General features: G+C 66.6%; 16 protein-coding genes. 6 read left to right on the top strand and 10 right to left on the bottom strand.

Annotation, left to right across the window (positions count from 1 at the left end; all coding sequences use genetic code 11):
• Entirely contained in the window at window positions 1–1,461 is a 1,461-nt protein-coding gene (locus ACIHA7_RS31970) for an MFS transporter (RefSeq protein WP_397294697.1), read from the bottom strand.
• 170 nt (window positions 1,462–1,631) lie between these two features.
• Here ACIHA7_RS31970 and ACIHA7_RS31965 point away from each other — a divergent pair, with 170 nt between their 5' ends.
• Complete coding sequence (locus tag ACIHA7_RS31965; RefSeq protein ID WP_397294695.1) at window positions 1,632–2,324, top strand: hypothetical protein; 693 nt, start codon at window positions 1,632–1,634, stop codon at window positions 2,322–2,324.
• On the opposite strand, the gene ACIHA7_RS31960 is transcribed toward ACIHA7_RS31965, so the two are convergent.
• The gene (locus ACIHA7_RS31960) at window positions 2,309–3,208 is read right to left on the bottom strand and encodes a LysR family transcriptional regulator (RefSeq protein ID WP_397294693.1); all 900 of its coding nucleotides are present in this window, start codon (window positions 3,206–3,208) and stop codon (window positions 2,309–2,311) included. The two genes, ACIHA7_RS31965 and ACIHA7_RS31960, sit on opposite strands and share 16 nt — an antisense overlap.
• A gap of 71 nt (window positions 3,209–3,279) precedes the next feature.
• On the opposite strand from ACIHA7_RS31960, the gene dapA reads away from it, so the two are divergent.
• A complete protein-coding gene (dapA, locus tag ACIHA7_RS31955) occupies window positions 3,280–4,185 on the top strand; it encodes a 4-hydroxy-tetrahydrodipicolinate synthase (protein ID WP_397294691.1) in 906 nt (301 codons plus the stop codon).
• A 27-nt stretch (window positions 4,186–4,212) separates the two neighbouring features.
• Complete coding sequence (locus ACIHA7_RS31950; protein ID WP_397294689.1) at window positions 4,213–5,748, top strand: DHA2 family efflux MFS transporter permease subunit; 1,536 nt, start codon at window positions 4,213–4,215, stop codon at window positions 5,746–5,748.
• Between the two features lie 143 nt (window positions 5,749–5,891).
• On the opposite strand, the gene ACIHA7_RS31945 is transcribed toward ACIHA7_RS31950, so the two are convergent.
• The 3 genes from ACIHA7_RS31945 to ACIHA7_RS31935 all read right to left on the bottom strand — a co-directional run bounded on the left by ACIHA7_RS31945 (window position 5,892) and on the right by ACIHA7_RS31935 (window position 11,048).
• Window positions 5,892–9,368 carry a DNA-directed RNA polymerase subunit beta gene (locus ACIHA7_RS31945; RefSeq protein ID WP_397294687.1) on the bottom strand — a complete coding sequence of 1,159 codons (3,477 nt, stop codon included), beginning with the start codon at window positions 9,366–9,368 and terminating at the stop codon, window positions 5,892–5,894.
• A 317-nt stretch (window positions 9,369–9,685) separates the two neighbouring features.
• Window positions 9,686–10,471, bottom strand: coding sequence for an alpha/beta fold hydrolase (locus tag ACIHA7_RS31940; protein ID WP_397294685.1), 786 nt, complete (start codon window positions 10,469–10,471; stop codon window positions 9,686–9,688).
• A 10-nt stretch (window positions 10,472–10,481) separates the two neighbouring features.
• Window positions 10,482–11,048 carry a TetR/AcrR family transcriptional regulator gene (locus tag ACIHA7_RS31935; protein WP_397294683.1) on the bottom strand — a complete coding sequence of 189 codons (567 nt, stop codon included), beginning with the start codon at window positions 11,046–11,048 and terminating at the stop codon, window positions 10,482–10,484.
• Between the two features lie 90 nt (window positions 11,049–11,138).
• Between ACIHA7_RS31935 and ACIHA7_RS31930 the strand changes: the two genes are divergently transcribed.
• The gene (locus tag ACIHA7_RS31930) at window positions 11,139–11,855 is read left to right on the top strand and encodes an SDR family NAD(P)-dependent oxidoreductase (protein WP_397294681.1); all 717 of its coding nucleotides are present in this window, start codon (window positions 11,139–11,141) and stop codon (window positions 11,853–11,855) included.
• Between the two features lie 6 nt (window positions 11,856–11,861).
• On the opposite strand, the gene ACIHA7_RS31925 is transcribed toward ACIHA7_RS31930, so the two are convergent.
• Together ACIHA7_RS31925 and ACIHA7_RS31920 are read right to left on the bottom strand one after the other, a co-directional pair.
• Window positions 11,862–12,344, bottom strand: a complete 483-nt coding sequence (locus ACIHA7_RS31925) for a cation:proton antiporter regulatory subunit (protein ID WP_397294679.1) — start codon at window positions 12,342–12,344, stop codon at window positions 11,862–11,864.
• A 140-nt stretch (window positions 12,345–12,484) separates the two neighbouring features.
• Window positions 12,485–13,993 carry a putative glycoside hydrolase gene (locus tag ACIHA7_RS31920; protein WP_397294677.1) on the bottom strand — a complete coding sequence of 503 codons (1,509 nt, stop codon included), beginning with the start codon at window positions 13,991–13,993 and terminating at the stop codon, window positions 12,485–12,487.
• A 236-nt stretch (window positions 13,994–14,229) separates the two neighbouring features.
• On the opposite strand from ACIHA7_RS31920, the gene ACIHA7_RS31915 reads away from it, so the two are divergent.
• The gene (locus tag ACIHA7_RS31915) at window positions 14,230–15,204 is read left to right on the top strand and encodes a polysaccharide deacetylase family protein (protein ID WP_397294675.1); all 975 of its coding nucleotides are present in this window, start codon (window positions 14,230–14,232) and stop codon (window positions 15,202–15,204) included.
• 78 nt (window positions 15,205–15,282) lie between these two features.
• On the opposite strand, the gene ACIHA7_RS31910 is transcribed toward ACIHA7_RS31915, so the two are convergent.
• The 3 genes from ACIHA7_RS31910 to ACIHA7_RS31900 all read right to left on the bottom strand — a co-directional run bounded on the left by ACIHA7_RS31910 (window position 15,283) and on the right by ACIHA7_RS31900 (window position 19,176).
• Entirely contained in the window at window positions 15,283–17,364 is a 2,082-nt protein-coding gene (locus tag ACIHA7_RS31910; protein WP_397295533.1) for a family 2A encapsulin nanocompartment cargo protein cysteine desulfurase, read from the bottom strand.
• A gap of 37 nt (window positions 17,365–17,401) precedes the next feature.
• Window positions 17,402–18,334, bottom strand: coding sequence for a family 2A encapsulin nanocompartment shell protein (locus tag ACIHA7_RS31905; protein ID WP_397294673.1), 933 nt, complete (start codon window positions 18,332–18,334; stop codon window positions 17,402–17,404).
• 122 nt (window positions 18,335–18,456) lie between these two features.
• Window positions 18,457–19,176 carry an SDR family NAD(P)-dependent oxidoreductase gene (locus tag ACIHA7_RS31900; protein ID WP_397294672.1) on the bottom strand — a complete coding sequence of 240 codons (720 nt, stop codon included), beginning with the start codon at window positions 19,174–19,176 and terminating at the stop codon, window positions 18,457–18,459.
• A 75-nt stretch (window positions 19,177–19,251) separates the two neighbouring features.
• On the opposite strand from ACIHA7_RS31900, the gene ACIHA7_RS31895 reads away from it, so the two are divergent.
• On the top strand, window positions 19,252–19,791 hold the full coding sequence (locus tag ACIHA7_RS31895) for a MarR family winged helix-turn-helix transcriptional regulator (RefSeq protein WP_397294670.1): 540 nt from the start codon (window positions 19,252–19,254) through the stop codon (window positions 19,789–19,791).
• Window positions 19,792–19,831: the final 40 nt, after the last annotated feature.

The following is a 19,831-nucleotide window of genomic DNA, read 5'->3' as shown; positions in this document are numbered from 1 at the left end:
TTAGGAAGCCTTGGTCGAGCTACCCGACGCCGCGGTGGCGCTCAGGGGTTTGGCGATGTCTTCCAGCGAACGTCCCTCCGCTCGCACGCCGTATGCCAGCTCGACCAGCCCGGCGGCGAACATCGCGGTGGCGCCGATGGCGAAGGCGAGCGCGGTCTTGCCGGGGTCCCCCTCGGCGGCCAGCTTGGAGAACACCAGCGGCCCGGCCACGCCACCCGCGACGGTGCCGATCGCATAGAAGAACGCGATGGCCATGGCCCGCGTCTCCATCGGAAAGATCTCGCTCACGGTCAGATACGCCGCGCTGGCGCCGCAGGACGCGACGAACAGCACCGCCGTCCAGCACGCGGTCAACGTCACCGCCGACAGCACCCCGGCCTGGAAAAGCCATGCGGTGCCGAACAGCAGAACGGCGGAGCCGAGGTAGCAGCCCGTGATCATCGGCTTGCGCCCGACGGTGTCGAACAGCTTGCCGAGCAGCAGCGGTCCGAGGAAGTTGCCGAAGCAGATCACCGCGAAGTAGTAGCCGACCCGGTCGTCGGCCACATGGAACGACTTCGACAGGATCAGCGCGTAATTGAAGGTGATCGCGTTGTACAGAAACGCCTGTCCGATGAACAGTGCGAGCCCTAGCACGCTGCGCCGAGGGTAGTGCCGCACCATCACGGCGGCGATCTCGCGGAAGCTGATGGTGCGCCGCTGGTGGATCTCGATCCGCTGATCCGACACATCTTCCAGTTCGCGGTTGGTGTCGGCTCGCACCTGCTTTTCGATGTCGACGACAGTCCGCTCGGCCGCCTCCTCGCGCTCATGGATGAACATCCAGCGCGGACTCTCCGGCACGTGACGGCGCACCACCAGAATGACCAGCCCGAACACCGCGCCAAGCGCGAAGGTCAAGCGCCAGCCGATATTCGCCGGGAACAGGTTGGTGTTCAACGCGACGACGGACAGCAGGGAGCCGCCGACGGCGCCGAGCCAGAAGGTCCCGTTGATCACGATGTCGATGCGGCCGCGGTATTTGCGCGGTATGAGCTCATCGATCGCGGAGTTGATCGCCGCGTATTCGCCGCCGATGCCGAATCCGGTGAGGAAGCGGAACAGAATGAACCACCACACCGAAAACGACACGGCGGTAAGCGCTGTCGCGATGAGATACACGGCGAGGGTGATCAAGAACAGCTTCTTGCGGCCGAATCTGTCAGTAAGCCAACCGAAGAACAGCGCGCCGCAGCCCGCGCCCGCGACGTACATCGCCGCCGCTATGCCGGAAACCTGTGCGGCCGTGATGTTCAGGCCGCTGCCCGGCTCGGATAACCGGCTCGCCACACTGCCGACGACGGTGACCTCCAGGCCGTCCAGGATCCAGACGGACCCGAGCCCGATCACCACCATCCAGTGCCAGCGTGACCACGGCAAGCGATCCAGTCGCGCCGGAATGTCGGTCGAAATCGTTTTCACAGGCCACCCACCTTCGCTCGATGCGGACCGTTTACCCGGCGAAGAGGCGACTATTCACTCGCGTGTGCGGGCCGGGCGGCGCGGCGATTGCCCAGGTCGGACCGTGCGGCACGGTCGGCGGCCTTCGTGAACGGGCGAATCGGGACGGGATTGAGCTACCCTGCGCAGAAGTGAAACCTGTTACAGAAAGTGGCCGCGCGATGAAGGTGATGTTCGCACTCTGGGGCGCAGGCGATCTCCTCGCCGACGAACCGACCGCACGGCTGACCGCTGCCGGAGCCACTGCGCTACAGGTGAACATCGCCGACGCCGCGGTCGCGAACGCCATGCTCCGGCTGACAAGCTTCGACGAGCCGGTAACCGCTGTGGTCAGCGCCTGGGTATCCGAGTCAGGCGAAATCGAAGCCCTCACAACAATTCTCGGTGAGGTCGCCGAACGAGTTGCCGGCTGGCACGTCGAGGAAGCGCGCCCGATCGAGCCTCCCGCGGTTCCGCTCGGCGGGCGAACACCCGGCCTGGCCAACCTCGCGTTTCTCCGACGACCGGACACCCTCGCGCACGCCGAGTGGCTGCACCGCTGGCGCGACAAGCACACCGAAGTCGCGATCACCACCCAGGCGACCTTCGGCTACGTCCAGAATCTCGTGCTCGACCGCGTCACGAACGACGCTCCCCATATCGCCGCCATCGTGGAGGAACTCTTCCCGATCGAAGCGCTCACCGACCCGCACGCGTTCTACGGCAGCGCCGGTGACACCGCCGAGCTGACGCGTCGAATCGAGCGAATGATGAAGAGCGTGGCCACCTTCGGTGCCGACCGCGACATCGATGTGGTGCCGACCAGCCGCTACTTGCTGCGCTGAGCCGACCCGGTAGCGCTACCCCGGGCCACGGAAGCGCGCAGCGCCGAGCGCGCGGCCTGAACGGCCGGATGGCCCCCGGTGCCGCGCCGATACGCCAGCAGCGTCCGCCGCCGGGTCGCCAACGGCGTCAGCGTGACCTCCGGCGGGCAGGTCGACGCGCCGAGCTCCGGCACCAACGCCACGCCCTGCCCCGCCGCGACCAGCGCGAGCACAGTACCGAAATCATCGGCGTGATGGCGCACGCGAGGCGTGAATCCCGCTGCCTGACAGGCGCGCACGGTCATCGTGTGACACAACGTGTCGGGAGTGCCTGCGATCCACGAGGTTTCGCGATGCGCGCCCAGTGACGTATCGGACAGCGCTGCCAGATAGATGGTTTCCTCGAGCAGCGGCTCGGTGTCGAGCGCCGAATCCGGCTCGACGGGCACGTAGTCGTACTCCTGCACCAGCGCGACATCCAGGGTCTCCGCACGCAACGCGGCGGGTGCGGTCGCCGGATCGAGTTCGGTCACCATCAGTTCCAGCCGGGGATGATCGCGGCTCAGCGCGACGAGCGCGGGGGACAGGATCGTCCGGACGGCGGTCGGAAAGGCGCCGATCCGCAGCGTGCCGGTGAGTTCGACGCGGCTGGTGGCCAAGTCGGCGGCGGCCTGTTCGAGCACTGCGAGGATCGTCTCGGCGTGCTCGACGAGCGTCCGCGCGGCCGGGGTCAGCGTCACCCGCCGCCCGGTCCGTTCCAGCAGCGGCACACCGGCTTCGCGTTCGAGTGCGCTGAGCTGCTGGGAGACGGCCGAGGGCGTGTAGGCGAGCGCGTCGGCGACCGCCGCGATGGTCTCGCGATGCGCCAGCTCGCGCAGCAGCCGCAACTTGCGAATATCGAGCATCAGTTCACCTTATGCTCGAATGTAGAAACATGAACTGGACCTGAAGGTTCAACGAGGTCACGCTGGTATTCATGACGCTCGCAGGCCTTTTCGTCCCCCTGGTTACCCCGTTCACCGCGGACGGCGCGCTAGCGGCCGACGCGCTGGCGGGCCTGGCATATTCGGCGCTCGCGGACGGCGCGACCGGCCTGGTCGCGCTCGGCACTACCGCGGAAACCGCGACCCTGAGTACCGCGGAGCGCCAACTCGTCATCGAGATCTGCGCCCGCGCGTGCCGGGAACACAACGCCCCCTTGATCGTCGGCGCCGGAACCAACTGCACGGCCGACTCGATCGACGCACTCGCCGGCCTCGGCGCATCCATCACCGCCGCGCTCACCGTCGTCCCGTACTACACCCGACCCTCCGAGGCGGGCGTCCTCGCCCACTTCCGCGCCCTCGCCGCCAGCAGCCCGGTCCCGCTGGTCGTCTACAACATTCCGTACCGCACCGGCCGCACGCTCGGCGCCGACACCCTGCGCGAGCTCGCCGCGGAGCCGAACATCATCGGCGTCAAACACGCCGTCGGCGCCATCGACGACACCACGATCGAGCTGATGCGAACGCGCCCAGCCGATTTCGCCGTCCTCGCCGGTGACGACCTGTATGCCGCACCGCTGCTCGCCCTCGGGGCGACCGGCGGCATCCTCGCCTCCGCGACCCTCGCCACCGCCGCGTTCGCCGCCTTGGTGACCGCCTGGCGCGACGGACCGCTCGACGAGGCCCGAGCCCTCGGCCACCGCCTCGCCGCACTGTCCGCAGCGCTCTTCGCCGAACCCAACCCCTCCGTGATCAAGGCGGTGCTGGCCGCCGAGGGGCGCATCCCCAGCCCGGCGGTCCGCCTGCCGCTGCTCCCCGCGAGTGCCGGCGCGACGGCGGCCGCCCGCGCCGCCTTGGAATTTTGTTCTGCCGAATCCGCTCAGAAAGTGCTGGTGTAGGAGGCGAAGAAATGGAACGCTGAAGCGGTGACTCAACCTCCGGATACTCAGGCGACGGGGCCTGATCCGACCGCCGACAAACTGGACGCGGCGGTCTTCAAGGTGGCAGGCGTGGTCGTGCTCGGCGCGATCATGTCGATCCTCGACATCACCGTCGTCAACATCGCGCTGCCTACGTTCCAAGCCGAGTTCGAGACGAGCTACGCCATCGCGGCGTGGACGATCACCGGCTACACCTTGGCGCTGGCCACCGTCATTCCGCTCACCGGCTGGGCGGCGGATCGGTTCGGCACCAAACGCCTCTACATGGCGGCGCTGACGTTCTTCGTCCTCGGCTCGGTGCTGTGCGCCACCGCGTGGAACATCGAGTCGCTCATCGCGTTCCGGGTGATCCAGGGCATCGGCGGCGGCATGCTGATGCCGCTCGGCATGACGATCATGACGCATGCGGCGGGCCCGCAGCGGGTCGGCCGGGTGATGGCGGTGCTCGGCGTGCCGATGCTGCTCGGTCCGATCTGCGGACCGATCCTCGGCGGCTGGCTGATCGAGTTCCACTGGCAGTGGATCTTCCTGATCAACGTGCCGATCGGCATCATCTCGCTGGTTCTGGCGCAGATGGTGTTCCCGGCGGACAAGCCGGAGCCGTCGGAGTCCTTCGACTTCCTCGGCATGCTGCTCGCCTCGCCCGGCCTCGCGCTGTTCCTGTTCGGCGTGTCCTCCATCCCCGGTGAGGGCACGGTGCTGGCGACGAAGGTGCTGCTGCCCGCGATCATCGGTTTGGTACTCATGGTGGCGTTCGTCTTCCACGCGCTGCGCACCGAGCATCCGCTGATCGATCTGCATCTGTTCCGCAACCGCGCGCTCACCTTCGCGGTGCTCACCATGGTGCTGTTCGCCATCGCGTTCTTCGGCGGGGCGCTACTGCTGCCGACCTACCTGCAGCAGATCCGGGGCGAGTCGGCGCTGATGGCCGGCTTGCTGCTGATCCCACAGGGTTTGGGCGCGATGATCACCATGCCCGTCGCGGGACGGCTGGTCGACAAGATCGGGCCGGGCAAGATCGTGCTGGTCGGCATCACACTCATCGCGTTCAGCACGGTGTTCTTCACCAAGCTCGGCGTGGATACCTCGTACCCGCTCATGCTCGGCGCGCTGTTCGTGATGGGTCTCGGCATGGGCTGCACGATGATGCCGATCATGACCGCGGCGATCCAGACGCTGAGCCACCAGCAGGTCGCCCGCGGCTCCACCTTGATGAACATCGTCAACCAGACCGCGGGTTCGATCGGCACCGCGGTGATCTCGGTGGTGCTGACCAACTTCCTCAACAAGGAGGAGTTCGCCAAGCCGGCGATCGCGGCCAACGCCAGCCCGGAGTTCGCGAGCCAGCTACCGCCGGGCGTGCTGGAGACCGGATTGAGCCAGGCCGCAACGGCATTCAGCCACACCTACATCGTGGCGCTGGTGCTGACCGTCCTCACGCTGGTACCTGCCTTCTTCCTGCCGCGCACCAAGCCGAAGAATCCAGAAGCGGTCGACGCGATCGCCGCGGTGCACGTCTGAGGTCCGGACAGCCGCGCACTTGCTGGGTTCCCGCACACCGACTCGCCGCACCGACACGCGGGCGGCGGTCACAGCGGGTGCGACAACCGGGATCGAGCCGCGATGTGTATCGCGGCTCGATCCCGGTGTGCGCGGGCGGGGTGTCAGCCGGGCAGATCCTCGATGGTCGCCGCTTCGTTCCTGGACAGGTTGATGCCCAGGTTCGCCGCGGCGCGCTCCAGATCCTCGTCGTCGCCGTCGCGCATCTCGATCGCCATGCCGTCCGAGGACAGCACCTCGACGTTGAGGCACAGCGACTGGAGTTCCTTGAGGAGCACCTTGAAGGACTCCGGAATGCCCGGCTCCGGAATGTTCTCGCCCTTGACGATCGCCTCGTAGACCTTGACCCGGCCCACGATGTCGTCGGACTTGATCGTCAGCAGTTCCTGCAGCGTGTAGGCCGCGCCGTAGGCCTGCATGGCCCAGCACTCCATTTCGCCGAAGCGCTGACCACCGAACTGCGCCTTACCACCGAGCGGCTGCTGGGTGATCATCGAGTACGGGCCGGTCGAACGGGCGTGGATCTTGTCGTCGACCAGGTGGTGCAGCTTCAGGATGTACATGTAGCCGACCGCCACCGGGTACGGGAACGGCTCGCCGGAGCGGCCGTCGAGCAGGGTGGCCTTGCCGTCCGGACCGACCATCACCTCGCCGTCGCGGTTGGGCAGCGTTGAGCCCAGTAGTCCGGTGAGCTCCTCGTCGCGGGCCCCGTCGAACACTGGCGTGGCGAGATTGCTGTTCGGGGGTGCGGCGAGGAGTTCCTCGGGCAGTGTCTCGGCCCAGTCGGGTGCGCCTTTCACCGCCCAACCGGTTTTGCCGATCCAGCCGAGGTGGGTCTCCAGGATCTGGCCGATGTTCATCCGACGCGGCACACCGTGGGTGTTCAGGATGATGTCGACGGGCGTGCCGTCGGTCATGAACGGCATGTCCTCGGTCGGCAGGATCTTGCCGATAACACCCTTGTTGCCGTGGCGACCGGCGAGCTTGTCGCCGTCCTGGATCTTGCGCTTCTGCGCCACGTACACGCGCACCAGCTCGTTCACGCCCGGCGGCAGGTCATCGTCGTCGTCGCGCGAAAAAACCCTGATACCAATGACTTTCCCGGATTGCCCGTGCGGCATCTTCAATGAGGTGTCGCGTACCTCGCGCGCCTTCTCGCCGAAGATCGCGCGCAGCAACCGCTCCTCGGGGGTCAGCTCGGTCTCACCCTTCGGGGTGACCTTGCCGACGAGGATGTCGCCGTCGCGCACCTCGGCGCCGATGCGGATGATGCCGCGCTCGTCGAGGTCGGCGAGCACGTCGTCGGAGATGTTCGGGATATCGCGGGTGATCTCCTCGGCGCCCAATTTCGTGTCACGCGCGTCGACTTCGTGCTCTTCGATGTGGATCGAGGTGAGCACGTCCTCTTCCACGAGGCGCTGCGACAGGATGATCGCGTCCTCGTAGTTGTGGCCTTCCCACGGCATGATCGCGACGAGCAGGTTCTTGCCCAGCGCCATCTCACCGTTCTCGGTGCACGGGCCGTCGGCAAGGACTTGCCCAGCTTCGACTCTCGCGCCCTCGTCGACGATCGGCCGCTGGTTCACGCAGTTGCCTTGATTCGACCGATCGAACTTGCGCAGCCGATAACTCTTGCGGGTGCCGTCGTCGGCTATCACGGTGAGGTAGTCGGCCGAAACCTCCTCCACCACACCGGCTTTCTCGCTGACGACCATATCGCCGGAGTCGATGGCCGCGCGCAGCTCCATGCCGGTGCCCACCAGTGGGGCCTCGGAGCGGATCAGCGGCACCGCCTGCTTCTGCATATTGGCGCCCATCAGGGCGCGGTTGGCGTCGTCGTGCTCGAGGAACGGGATCATGGCCGTCGCGACCGAAACCATTTGGCGCGGCGAGACATCCATGTAGTCGACGTCGGCGGGGGAGACGAACTCGACTTCGTCGCCGAAGCGCCGAGCCAGGACCTTCTGCTCGATCAGCCGTCCCTGCGCGTCGACCGGCGAGTTGGCCTGGGCGCGGATGTACCGTTCCTCCTCGTCGGCGGTCAGGTAGACCACCTCGTCGGTGGCCCGGCCGTCGACCACCTTCCGGTACGGCGTCTCGATGAAGCCGAACGGGTTGACCCGCGCGAACACCGAGAGGTAGCCGATGAGGCCGATGGTCGGGCCCTCCGGCGTCTCGATCGGGCACATGCGGCCGTAGTGGCTGAAGTGGATGTCGCGCACTTCGATGCTGGCCCGTTCCCGCGAGAGACCACCCGGGCCGAGGGCGGTGAGGCGGCGCTTCTGGGTTAGCCCGGACAGCGGGTTGTTCTGGTCCATGAACTGCGACATCTGGGAGGTACCGAAGAACTCCTTGATCGCGGCGCTCACCGGACGGATATTGATCAGGGTCTGCGGCGTGATCGCCTCGATGTCCTGGGTCGTCATGCGTTCGCGGACAACGCGTTCCATCCGGGACAGGCCGAGCCGGACCTGGTTCTGGATCAGCTCGCCGACGGTGCGCAGGCGACGATTGCCAAAATGGTCGATGTCGTCGACGGTGATCGGGAGTTCGACGCCGTCCGGGGAGTTCATGGTCTTGTCGCCGCGGTGCAGGCGGGCCAGGTACTCGATGATCGTGACGAGATCTGTCTCGGTGAGCGTCATCTGGTCGAAGTGCAGGCCGAGCTTCTTGTTGATCTTGTAGCGGCCGACGCGGGCCAGATCGTAGCGCTTCTCCTTGAAGAACAGGTTCTCCAGCATGTGCTGCGCGGACTCTTTGGTCGGCGGTTCGCCGGGCCGCAGCTTGCGGTAGATGTCGAGCAGCGCCTCGTCGGTGCCCGTCGTGTGGTCTTTCGCCAGCGTCGACATCATGATCTCGGAGAACCCGAAGCGCTCGGCGATCTGCTCCACGGTCCAGCCGAAAGCCTTGAGCAGCACGGTGACCGGCTGGCGACGCTTGCGATCGATTCGCACACCGATCGTGTCGCGCTTGTCGATGTCGAACTCCAGCCACGCGCCACGCGACGGGATGACCCGGGCGCTGTGCAGGTCCTTCTCGGTCGTTTTGTCGACGGAGTGGTCGAAGTAGACGCCCGGCGAACGAACCAGCTGCGAGACGACGACGCGCTCGGTGCCGTTGATGATGAACGTGCCCTTGTCGGTCATCATCGGGAAATCTCCCATGAAGACCGTCTGGCTCTTGATCTCACCGGTGTTGTTGTTGATGAACTCCGCGGTGACGAACAACGGCGCCGCGTAGGTCATGTCCTTGTCTTTGCACTCGGCGGCGGAGGCCTTGACCTCTTCGAACCGAGGGTCGGACAGCGACAGCGACATCGTGCCTGCGAAGTCTTCGATCGGCGAGAGCTCGGCGAGCACCTCTTCGAGGCCGCCCGCCGAGTTGTCGGTTCCGCGCGCGGCGGCGCGGGCCCGCCACTGTGGCGCGCCGATCAGCCATTGGAACGAATCGAATTGAGGGTCGAGCAGCCCCGGAACGTCGAGGGGCTCACGAATTCTGGCGAAAGACACCCGCTTCGGTGCGCCGGGGACACCGGCGATGACCTGGGCGTTGTTGGTGGCTTGGTGCGGGGAGACTGACACGGTGCGTCCTTCCACGACCTCATGCTGATGAATTGCGTGTGATCGCCTACCCGAACGGAACTCGCACACCAGGGGAAGTGAGGACCACGTTATCGGTGGTGATCACAACGGATTGGTTCGTGGGGTCGGACAGGAGGCAGCCAGCGCAACGCATCAAATTACTCGCATATTCGCGGCAGCACAATAGGCATTCGAGATTTGGGCACATGGGAGAGCCACTTCGAATGTTTTCCTCTGTGGGAATATTAACTCCGGGATGTTGGCTGTGTCAATACTTTCGGCGAAATCAATATCGGCAGCCGGGCGCCGAGGCCTGGCTATGCGCCGACCTCGTCCAGGAAGTCCAGCACGAGGGGGCTTGCCACGGCTCGGAATTCGTCGAAGTAGGCGTGCCGAGCGCCGGTGATCAACCGCAGGCGAGCATGCGGAATGCGCTCGGCGAGCAGCGGCGCGTTCGCCGCCGGATTGAAGCGGTCCTCGGTGCCGTGCACGATCAGGGTGGGGGTCGAGATGTCCGGCAGCACGTCCCAGGCGTCGTGCCGGTTGCTGGCCATCAGGTGCCGGCGTTTGGCGTAGGCGGGCATGGTGGGATCGCCGACCGTGTTGTACGGGCCGGTGGTGTGTGCGAGCCACTCCGGGGTGTACATCAGTTCCAGTAGGGCCCGATTCGCGGCGTCCTGGTCGGGTTGAACGAGCGACTGGCGGATCTCGGAGCCGCGTTCGATGCCGTGTTTGCCGCCGGGGGAGGTGCAGCCGAGGACGAGGCCGTGCACCCGTTCGGGGTGGCGGGCGGCGAGCCACTGCGCGACCCGGCCGCCCATCGACGTGCCGTACACCGCGGCTCGTTCGAGGCCGAGGTCGTCCAGCACCGCGACCACGTCGTCGGCGAAACCCGCTGTGCTGTAGGGCTCGTCGGGCTTGTCGCTGTCGCCGGTGCCGCGCCAGTCGAGCGTGACGGTGCGATGTCGCGTGTGGAAATCCTCGCGGATGCCGTCCCACCAGTGATGGTTGTTGGCTTGCCCGGCGAGCAGGAGCAGTGGTGTGCCCTCGCCCGCGGTTTGATACGCGAGGCGAACTCCGTTGGCGGCCTTGGCATATGGCACGGTATCGGTCCTATCGCGTCGGTGAGTCGGTGGGGCGCAGGCCGTCGAGGACCAATTGCAGGCAGCGGCGCCATGCGGGGGAACCGGTGGCCTCGCCGAGTAGCGATAGTGCCCATACCAGATGCACCACGTCGTCATCGGTCGCGTCGGCGCGCACCGCGCCTGCCTGCCTGGCCCGGTGCAGCAGCGTCGACAGGTGCGACATGCCGCGGTGGCAGGCCTCGGTCAGCTGGGCGGCGGCGGGGTGGTCGCCGGTGAAGGCCTCGAGCAGCCCGCGGTCGGCGGTGAACTGATCCAGCAGCTCCTCGATGAATCCGCTGAACGCGACCCAGGCGTCGGGTTCGGCCGCTGCTCGCGCGGCGAAATCTTCCATCGCGGCGACCCGGGCGGGCAGCAGTGCGTCGATGAGTGCGTCGCGGTGCGGGAAGTGGTTGTAGAGCGTGCCGATGCTGACCCCGGCGCGGCGGGCGATCTCCTCCAGTGAACCGTCGAGCCCTTGCTCGGTGAAGACGCCGGCGGCCTCCCGCAACAGCTTCTCGCGATTGCGGGCCGCGTCGCGGCGCAACGGTTTGGTCATGGTGACCATCCTACAAAAGTCGAGGGGCTCCTCGATTTCGTGCTAGGTTTTTAAACCGAGGGACCCCTCAAGTTAGGAACAGGAGATCGTATGTCCAGCACACCCACGGCCGTGATCATCGGCGTCGGACCCGGACTCGGCATGTCCATGGCGCGTCGATTCGGAAGCGAGGGCTTCCGGGTCGCACTGGTGTCGCGCAATGCAGCGCGCCACGAGAGCTATCTGAGAGACCTTGCCGCGCAAGGTGTCGACGCCACCGCTCACGCCGCCGACGTCACCGACCGGGCCCGCTTGAAGTCGGTTCTCGCCGACATAGCCGGCGACGGCGACATCGAACTCGCTTACTACGGACCGGCTCCGGCGCACCAACCCATTCCGCTCACTGAAACCGACGCCGACACAGCGCGATCCGCGTTCGACTGGGTGTGGCCCGCCGTCGACATGGTGCACGACGTGCTCCCCGGCATGCTGGCTCGCGGTTCCGGCGCCCTGCTGTTCGCGGGTGGTCTGTCCAGCGTCCGGCCGATGCCCATGCTCGGCCACCTGGCGTTGCCCTCCGCCGCGCTGCGCAACTACGCCCTCACCCTGCACGCGGCGCTCGGCGATCGCGGGGTCTACGCGGGCACCCTCACCATCGGCGGTCTCGTCGAACGGGGGGACATTCACACCATGGTCACCGCTGACCCGGACCGCTACGGATCGCCCGACGGGCACACCCTCGATCCGGACCGGCTCGCCGCCACCGCCTGGGACATGTACCGCGGCCGGGACCGCGCGGAGGAGGTGTTCGACGTGTTCAGCGGATGAAAAGCCTCAGCCGTCGGTGAGGATTTTGGCTGCGGCTTCCAAGCCTTCGGCGGTGCCGACGACCACCAACAGGTCGCCTGCGGCGAAGACGAAGTCCGGGCCCGGTGAGGGGATGACCGCGCCGCCCCGCATCACCGCCACGATGGAAGACCTTGTTCGGCTGCGCATCTCGGTGTCGCCGAGCGGACGACCGGCGTAGGGGGAGTCGTCGAGGATCAACAACTGCCGGGTGTTCACACCGTCGAACTCGCGGTGCTCGTCCCGTAACTGCGCGATCAGCTGTGGGGCGCCCAGCAGGTTGGCCAGTGCGGCCGCCTCCGACGCCGACAGCGGAATCTGGTCGGTGGCTTCCGGATTGTCGGCTTTGCTGACGATCAGATAGATCGTGCCGTCCTTGTGATCGATGACCCCGATCCGGCGGCGGCCGCCCTTGACCGGAAAGTCCTTGCGCACACCGATACCCGGTAGGCGCGTCACTTCAACGTTCACCACACCAGGGTAACCGCGCCGGTCACGTGGGGTGTTGTCATGCCTATTCATCATAACCGATCGGTCGTTCGCATTATATTTTCGCTGGTAGTCGGCCCAGCCATGGGTAGCGCTGGGCCGTCTCTACCCGTGCGCTCGGATCAGTCCGAGGCGCCTGTGAGGTGATAGCGCACCGTCGGGCTCCAGAGGAAGAATCCGTTGACGCCTGCGTCGTTCGCGGCGTCAATCTGGGCACGCACCTCGGCGGGTCCGTAGTTCACACCCAGGCTGAAGTCCTGCAACCACGGGACGATCAGGGCGCCGGTGCCCTGGGTTTGGGTGCGGAAGTCCTGCAGCGATCGGAAGGTGATGTCGTAGGGCTGGGAGTTCGGGTTGGCGACGCCGTATTCGCCGGGGTTCCAATGCGAGGGGTAGACCATCGGCGCGATGTAGTCCACGTGCTGGGCCATCAGCGGAATGTCCTGCGCGATCTGATCGGGGCGGGTGGAGGCGATACCGAACACCGCGGCGCTCTGGTCGGCACCCGCGTCGCGCACCGGATCGCGGCTCTCCCTGAGGAATTCGGCGATTGAGACGGTCGGCGACACGGTGGCTCCGGGGAAGTGCATCTGCGACAGCGCGCCGTCCGGACGCCTGATGTAGTCGTACATGATGCCGTCGAAGCCGAGTTTCGCCGCCTCGACCGCGAGATCGATGTTGTATTTGCGCATCTCGGGGTTCGCGAAGTTGGTGAAGGCGATCGGGCCGTACTTACTGGAGTAGGGCTGGCCGGCGGGGGTTTGCACGACCCAGTCGGAACGCCCTGTCTGCCAAGCCCATTCGGCCATCGTCTTGTCGCGGAACGCGACGATCCGGCCGACCACGCGCAGGCCCATGTCGTGTAGTTGCCGCAATGCGCTTGGAGCGTCGTAGATCGGGGTGACCGCGCCCGATTCCCGGGCGAGCGGCACCTGGGAGTCGTAGCCCACGACGCCGTCCTCGTCCTTGATGTCGAGCTGCACGGTGTTGATGCGCCCGTCGCGGGCCATGGCCAGCACGTCCTCGCGCAGCCCGTCGTCGGCCCAGCCGTAGGCGGTCACGTGGACCGACGTGATCCGTGGCTGCTCGACCGTCGCCGTGATCGGTGCGGTGGTTCGGTTTCCCGCGCCGTCCACGGCGACTACGTCGGCACCTGTCTGGATCCTCGGCATCGTGATCTCGAACGCTCCGTCGGCGGCGGGGGTCACCGACTGCGTGCCGACCGAGACGCGTTCGGCGCCTTTTGCTTTGCCGCGCACAGTAACCGGCTGGCGGTAGGACGTCACGCCCTCGGGTTGGGTCAGCTCCAGGGTCGGTGGCTCGTTGTCCACCGTGAAGGTCTTGGACACGCCGGGGCCGGTGCGCAGGAAGCCGAGCACGCTCGGCGGGATCTCGGCGGTGAATTTGTGCTCGCCATCGGGCAGCGCGCCCGGGCGGTACACCACGGTGTTGCCTTCGACGATGCCGTCGACCGGCGCACCGTTGAGCTCGAGCCGCATCGCGGCGGGGTCGTGTTCACCCGCGTCCACCCGCAATGTCGTGGCGGACAAGGCAGCCGCGCCGACCAGCGTGCTCGGCAGGCCGGCCAAGCTCAATCCCTTGGGCTCGGTACGCACCCAGCTGAGGGTCACAGAAGCGACAAGAATTGATAAGACTGAGATAACCAGGACCGCCGCCAACCGCCGGTGTCCTGTAACGCCTAGTCTTTCTAGCAACGCGCACACCAACTTTCGTCCGAGGATGATCAACTATCGCGGGTTCGGCCCGCGGCCGTCGCTACTTTGCCGGTGTTTCGTGTGCAACGAAATGGTCGCGCTCGCGTACTGTTCGCGCGGTGGCGAAGAACGCGACCCTCAGTGTTCGAGTTATGTTGTCGGTGCTGGTGTGCACGGCCGCCGCGGCCTGCACGGCGGACGCCGAACCAGTCGATCCACCGCGGGCGACGGCGGAGACGCCGCCTGCGAACAGTCCCGCACCCGATCCCGCCGCGGTGGGCGCCAACGAGCTCGGCGTCGTGCCGATCTTGATGTACCACCAGCTGGTGGCCGCGCCGGACAGCGAATACGACCAGACGCCAGCGAAATTCCGCGCTGAGCTCGATCGGCTGTATCGCGAGAACTACCGTCCGGTGACCGCCGCCGCGTACATCTCCGGCGCCGTCGACCTCCCGGCGGGCACCCATCCGGTGGTGCTCACCTTCGACGACTCCACCCTCAGCCAGCTCACCTTCACCGCGGACGGTCAGGTGGCACCCGACACCGCCATCGGAATCCTCGAACAATTCCGCACCGAGCATCCCGACTTCGCGCCCACCGCGACGTTCTACGTCAACAATGAGCCGTTCGGTAACGATCCACGCGCGCTGTCCTGGCTGGCCGCACACGGTTACGAGATCGGCGCGCACACCGCGACCCACGCGAACCTCGCCCGGCTGGACAGCACCGAAGTCCAACGCGAGCTGGCAGACAACGTGCGCGCCATCGTGTCGGCGGCGCCCGGTCGGGTACGGACAATGGCGTTGCCGCTCGGCATCTCCCCGGCCGACCGGGCCCTGGCCACCGCGGGTAGCTGGGACGGCACGGACTATGCGTTCGAGGCGGTGATGCTGGTCGGTTCCGAGCCCGCGCCGTCGCACTACGGCGACCTCGATCCCACGGCAGTGCCCCGAATCCGTTCGGGGGCAACGGCGGTCGACTTCGACTCCACCTACTGGCTGGACCGGCTCGCCGCGGATCCGCAGCAGCGATACACCTCGGACGGTAGTCCACAGCAGATCTCCTTCCCTGCGCGCTTATCCGGGACACTGAATTCGCGGTGGTCCGGTCAGGCCAAGCCGTACTGAGTGACTGAGGTTGGCGCCGAGTCCTTTACGTCAGCCGCTCGAGTGGGCGGCTGACGTAAAGGCGCACCGGCGGGGTGATCACCGCGGCGAATGAGTCGCGAGCTGGTCGAGAGCCGCTACCATCCGGTCGATCTCGGCGCAGGTGTTGTAGAAGGCGAACGACGGACGCACCGTCGCCTCCAGTCCGAGCCTGCGCAGGATCGGCTGTGCGCAGTGATGACCGGCGCGCACCGCGATGCCCTGCTCGTTCAACGCCCGGCCGACCTCGATCGGCTCGTAACCGTCCATGACGAAGGAGAGCACGCTCGCCTTGTCGGCGGCGGTGCCCACCAGCCGGACCCCGCGCACCGCGGCGACCCGGGGCGTCGCGTACTCGAGCAGGTGGTGCTCGTAGCGCGCGATGGCGTCCATGCCGAGGCGTTCGACGTATTCGATGGCCGCGCCGAGCCCGACCGCGTCGGCGATATTGCCGGTGCCTGCCTCGAATCGCCCCGGTGGCGGCTGGAACAGTGAGCGCTCCAGGGTGACGTCGCTGATCATGTTGCCGCCGCCCTGCCAGGGTGGAACATCTTGCAGTATCTCGGATTTTCCGTAGACCACGCCGATCCCGGTGGGCCCGAACAGCTTGTGCCCGGAGAACACGAAGAAATCCGCGCCGATCGAGCGCACGTCGATGCTGGTGTGCGGCACCGATTGGGCGCCGTCGACGAGGGTGACCGCCCCGGCCCGCTGTGCCTCGGCGACGATCTCGCGCACCGGGGTGATGGTGCCGAGGGCGTTCGAAACATGGGTCACCGAAACAAGTTTCGTTCGATCGGACAGCAACCTGGTGTACTCGCCGAGCATCAGCTCGCCGTTGTCGTCCACCGGGATGACCTTCAGCCGCGCGCCGGTCTCTGCGGCCAGCATCTGCCAGGGGACGATATTGGCGTGGTGTTCCAGGTGCGAGATGATGATCTCGTCGCCCGCGCGAATGTTCTTGCGGCCCCAGGTTTGCGCGATCAGGTTGATGCCCTCGGTGGCGCCACGGACGAAGATGATCTCCTCCGCCGAGGACGCGCCGATGAACCGGGCCACGATGTCGCGGGCCTGCTCGTAGGCGTCGGTGGACCGCGCCGCCAATTCGTGGGCGGCCCGGTGGATATTGGAGTTCTCGTGCTCATAGAAGCGGGTGATTCGCTCGATCACCGACCGCGGCTTCTGCGTCGTCGCGGCGTTGTCGAACCACACCAGCGGATGGCCGTTCACCTGTTCCCGCAGGATCGGGAAGTCGTTGCGCACCGTGTACACGTCGAAAGGTGGATGCGCGTCCGGCAGCCGGGTCGGCGTGGCAGTGCCCGTCGAGGTCGGCGAGTCCAGGAAGTAGAAGCTCGGTGCCGCGGACGACGGTGGCGCGGCTTCGGGAAAACGCTGTGGCGAAAGCACTTCGCGCAACGACGGTAGGGCGGTCAGGAACGGGTCGTTGTGGATGCCCGCGGTAGTGACCGGCGGGTGTGCCGGTTGTCCCGCCGCGTCGGCCATCGGCACGTCGCGTCCCCAACCCGGCACCGACGGTGCGGGTGTGCGGCCGCCGGGCGGCGTGGTTCCCGAAAGTCCCTGTGGGTCTGACGATGTCCGCCCGCCCGGGACGGTAGTGCCGTACACGCCGGGGACAGATGGTTCCGGCGTGCGGCCGCCAGGCGGTGTTGCACCCGAGGATCCATTCGTGCCGGATGCGGCCGAAGACCGGGGAGCGCCTGAGGGCTCTGCCGCGCCGGATGCAGCTGAGGGGGTGCGGCCGCCGGGCGGTGTCGCGCCGGAGAGTCCTGTCGTGCCGGACGCAGCCGACGGCGCGCTTACGGGCACAGTGACTTCGGTGATCCCTGGGATGTACGACGCGGTGCGGCCACCGGGCGTAGCGCCCGAAACCTCTTGCGCACCTGACGATGCGGTCACCGGCGGATGTCCACCAGGATGCGGTGCACCCGAAAATCCGGGCGCGCCAACCGCCGTCGCGGTCGGCACCGGAGACGGTACCGGCACGTTCGGCGGCGAGGTCGGCAGATCCGGTTGCGTCAAACTCGGGCCCATCGGTGCGGCGGGAAGTCCCGCCGACGCCGACGGCAGCGCCGAGAAGAAAGCTCCGGCAAGGCGATTCAGCGTCGCCTCGTCCGGCAGCATCCACTCGGCGCCGCCATCGTCGGATGGGCGCGAGATGTCAGCTCCGGTAGGTCGGTGCGTAGTCATGGAACTTGCCCACCTCGGCTCCGTCGAGCACTGCCACCGCGTCGTCGGTCAGAATCGCCAGCGAGCAGTACAGCGACACCAGATACGACGCGATCGCGCTGCGATCAATACCCATGAACTTCACCGAGAGACCCGGTCCCTGTTCGCCGGCCAAACCCGGCTGGTACAGGCCGACCACGCCCTGCCTGGCTTCGCCGGTGCGAATCAGCAGGAACTTGGTCTTGCCGCGATCCACCGGAACCTTGTCCGACGGAATGATCGGAATCCCACGCCAGGTGAGGAACTGCGACCCGAACATGCTCACCGTCGGCGGCGGCACGCCGCGACGGGTGCATTCCCTGCCGAAGGCCGCGATGCCCTGCGGATGAGTAAGGAAGAACCCGGGCTCTTTCCATACCTTCGTGATCAGATTGTCGAGGTCGTCGGGCGTCGGCGGCCCGGCGATCGTCGTGAGCCGCTGCTTTTTCGCCGCATTGGCGATCAGCCCATAGTCAGGGCTGTTGATCAGCTCGCCTTCTTGGTGTTCTTTGATCGCTTCGATGGTGAGCCGCAACTGCTGAGCAATCTGGTCGTGCGGGCTTGAATAGAGATCTGAAACGCGCGTGTGCACGTCGAGGATCGTGTGCACCGCTTTGAGTCGATACTCGCGCGGGTCCCGCTCGTAATCGATAAATGTCTCCGGGAGCGGAGACTCATCGAAGTTGTCGCACTGAATATCGACGGTTTGTTCGTGGGTAACCCGGTTGCGCCGGTAGATACCGGCCTCGACGGGGACCCAGTTCAGCAGATGGACCAACCACCGTGGGGTGATCGACTCCATCTGCGGAACAGTCTTCGTGGCATTAGCCAGTGTCCGGGCAGCATCATCGCCCAGCGCAACAGGCTGTGGAACAGCTTTCGTCATCGAACCACCTTGGGATCGGCAAATCCACCGTTACCAGCTCGATCATGCTAATCCCCACTTTCAGTAATGCCCGTATCGACACCATTGACCGCCTTTCTCCGCGCGCCGCGGGTATCGGCGGGTTACCGCGTCGTGCGTTCGCCGCCATTGACCGCGAGCACCTGACCGGTCACCTGTCGGGCGGCGGGTGAGGCGAGATAGTGCACTGCGGCGGCTATATCGTCGGGAACGCCGGGGCGGCGCGTATGGGTGGCGGCGATGAGCGATGCGCGCCGTTCGTCGGTCAATTTGTCCCGGAAGAACTCCGTGTCGGAGATATAGCCGGGGGAAACGACATTCGCGGTGATGCCGAGCGGGCCCAGCTCGGCGGACAGTTGGGTATTCCATGAGGCGAGTCCGGCTTTGGCCGCGCCGTAGGCGCCCGCGCCTTTGTCCGCGGCGATCGAGCCGATGTTCACCACGGCACCGGGATTCACCAGCCGGTCGCGCAGTGCCATGGTCATCAGGACGGCGCTGATCAAGTTGGCGTCCAGGTTGGCTCGCCAGGCGGCGGCCAGAGTCCGCAGGTCGGTCGGCGCGTTCAGGTCGAAGTCGGTATTGCCGCCTGCGTTGTTGACCAGCACGTGGATTTCGCGGGGGAGTTGATCGACCAGCGTCTCGATCTGTGCCGGATCGGTCGCGTCGCAGACGTAGGCCGTCGCGCCGAGCTCGGCCGCGGTGGTGTGCAGCGGCTCGGCCCGACGCCCGGTGATCACCACCGCATCGCCCGCCTCCGCGAAGGTGCGCGCGATGGCCCGGCCGATGCCGGTGGCTGCGCCGGTGACCACGATGTTGCGTGCCATGTGACTCTCCTTCATCGGGTATGTTTAGATCTAAACGTAGCCGTCGTTTAGGTCTGAACGCAACCGAGGAGTGGCATGGACGACAACGATCCCGTCGACGCGATCGCACTGGCTTGGCGGCGCGAGCGCCCGGGCACGCCGGTCGACGGCATCGGCGTGGTAACTCGAATCTGGCACTTGGCCAAGATGTTCGGCGACGACCGCCGCCGAGTTCTCGCCGCGGAGCACGCCGACACAGCCACCCTGGACCTGCTCAGCGTGCTGCGCCGCAGCGGCCCGCCGTACCGCCTGACCACCCGCCAGCTCCGCGACCACACCATGCTCACCGCGGGCGCGATCTCTCAGCGGGTCGCCCGCGCCGAAGCCGAAGGCCTCGTCGCTCGCTCACCCCTGGACGACGGTTCGCGCGCCGTCGTCGTCGCCCTCACCCCCGCCGGCCACGACCTCGTCGAACGACTCGTCGACCAGGTCCTGGGCCGCGAAGCAGACCTGCTCTCCGGCTTGACCCCCGACCAGCAGGCCGACCTGACAGACTTACTGCGCATCCTGCACCAGGACCTGATGTCCCGCCTCGGCAACCGCACGATCACCCAGGTCGGTTCCGCCGATGCGTAGATGTCGTTGAAACTGTTGCGCAGCAGCTGGATCGGCGCGA

This window comes from Nocardia sp. NPDC052316, assembly GCF_044547795.1.
GTDB lineage: Bacteria > Actinomycetota > Actinomycetes > Mycobacteriales > Mycobacteriaceae > Nocardia.
Note: the sequence above shows the minus strand (reverse complement) of the source record. Positions and strands in the feature narration are given on the sequence as shown.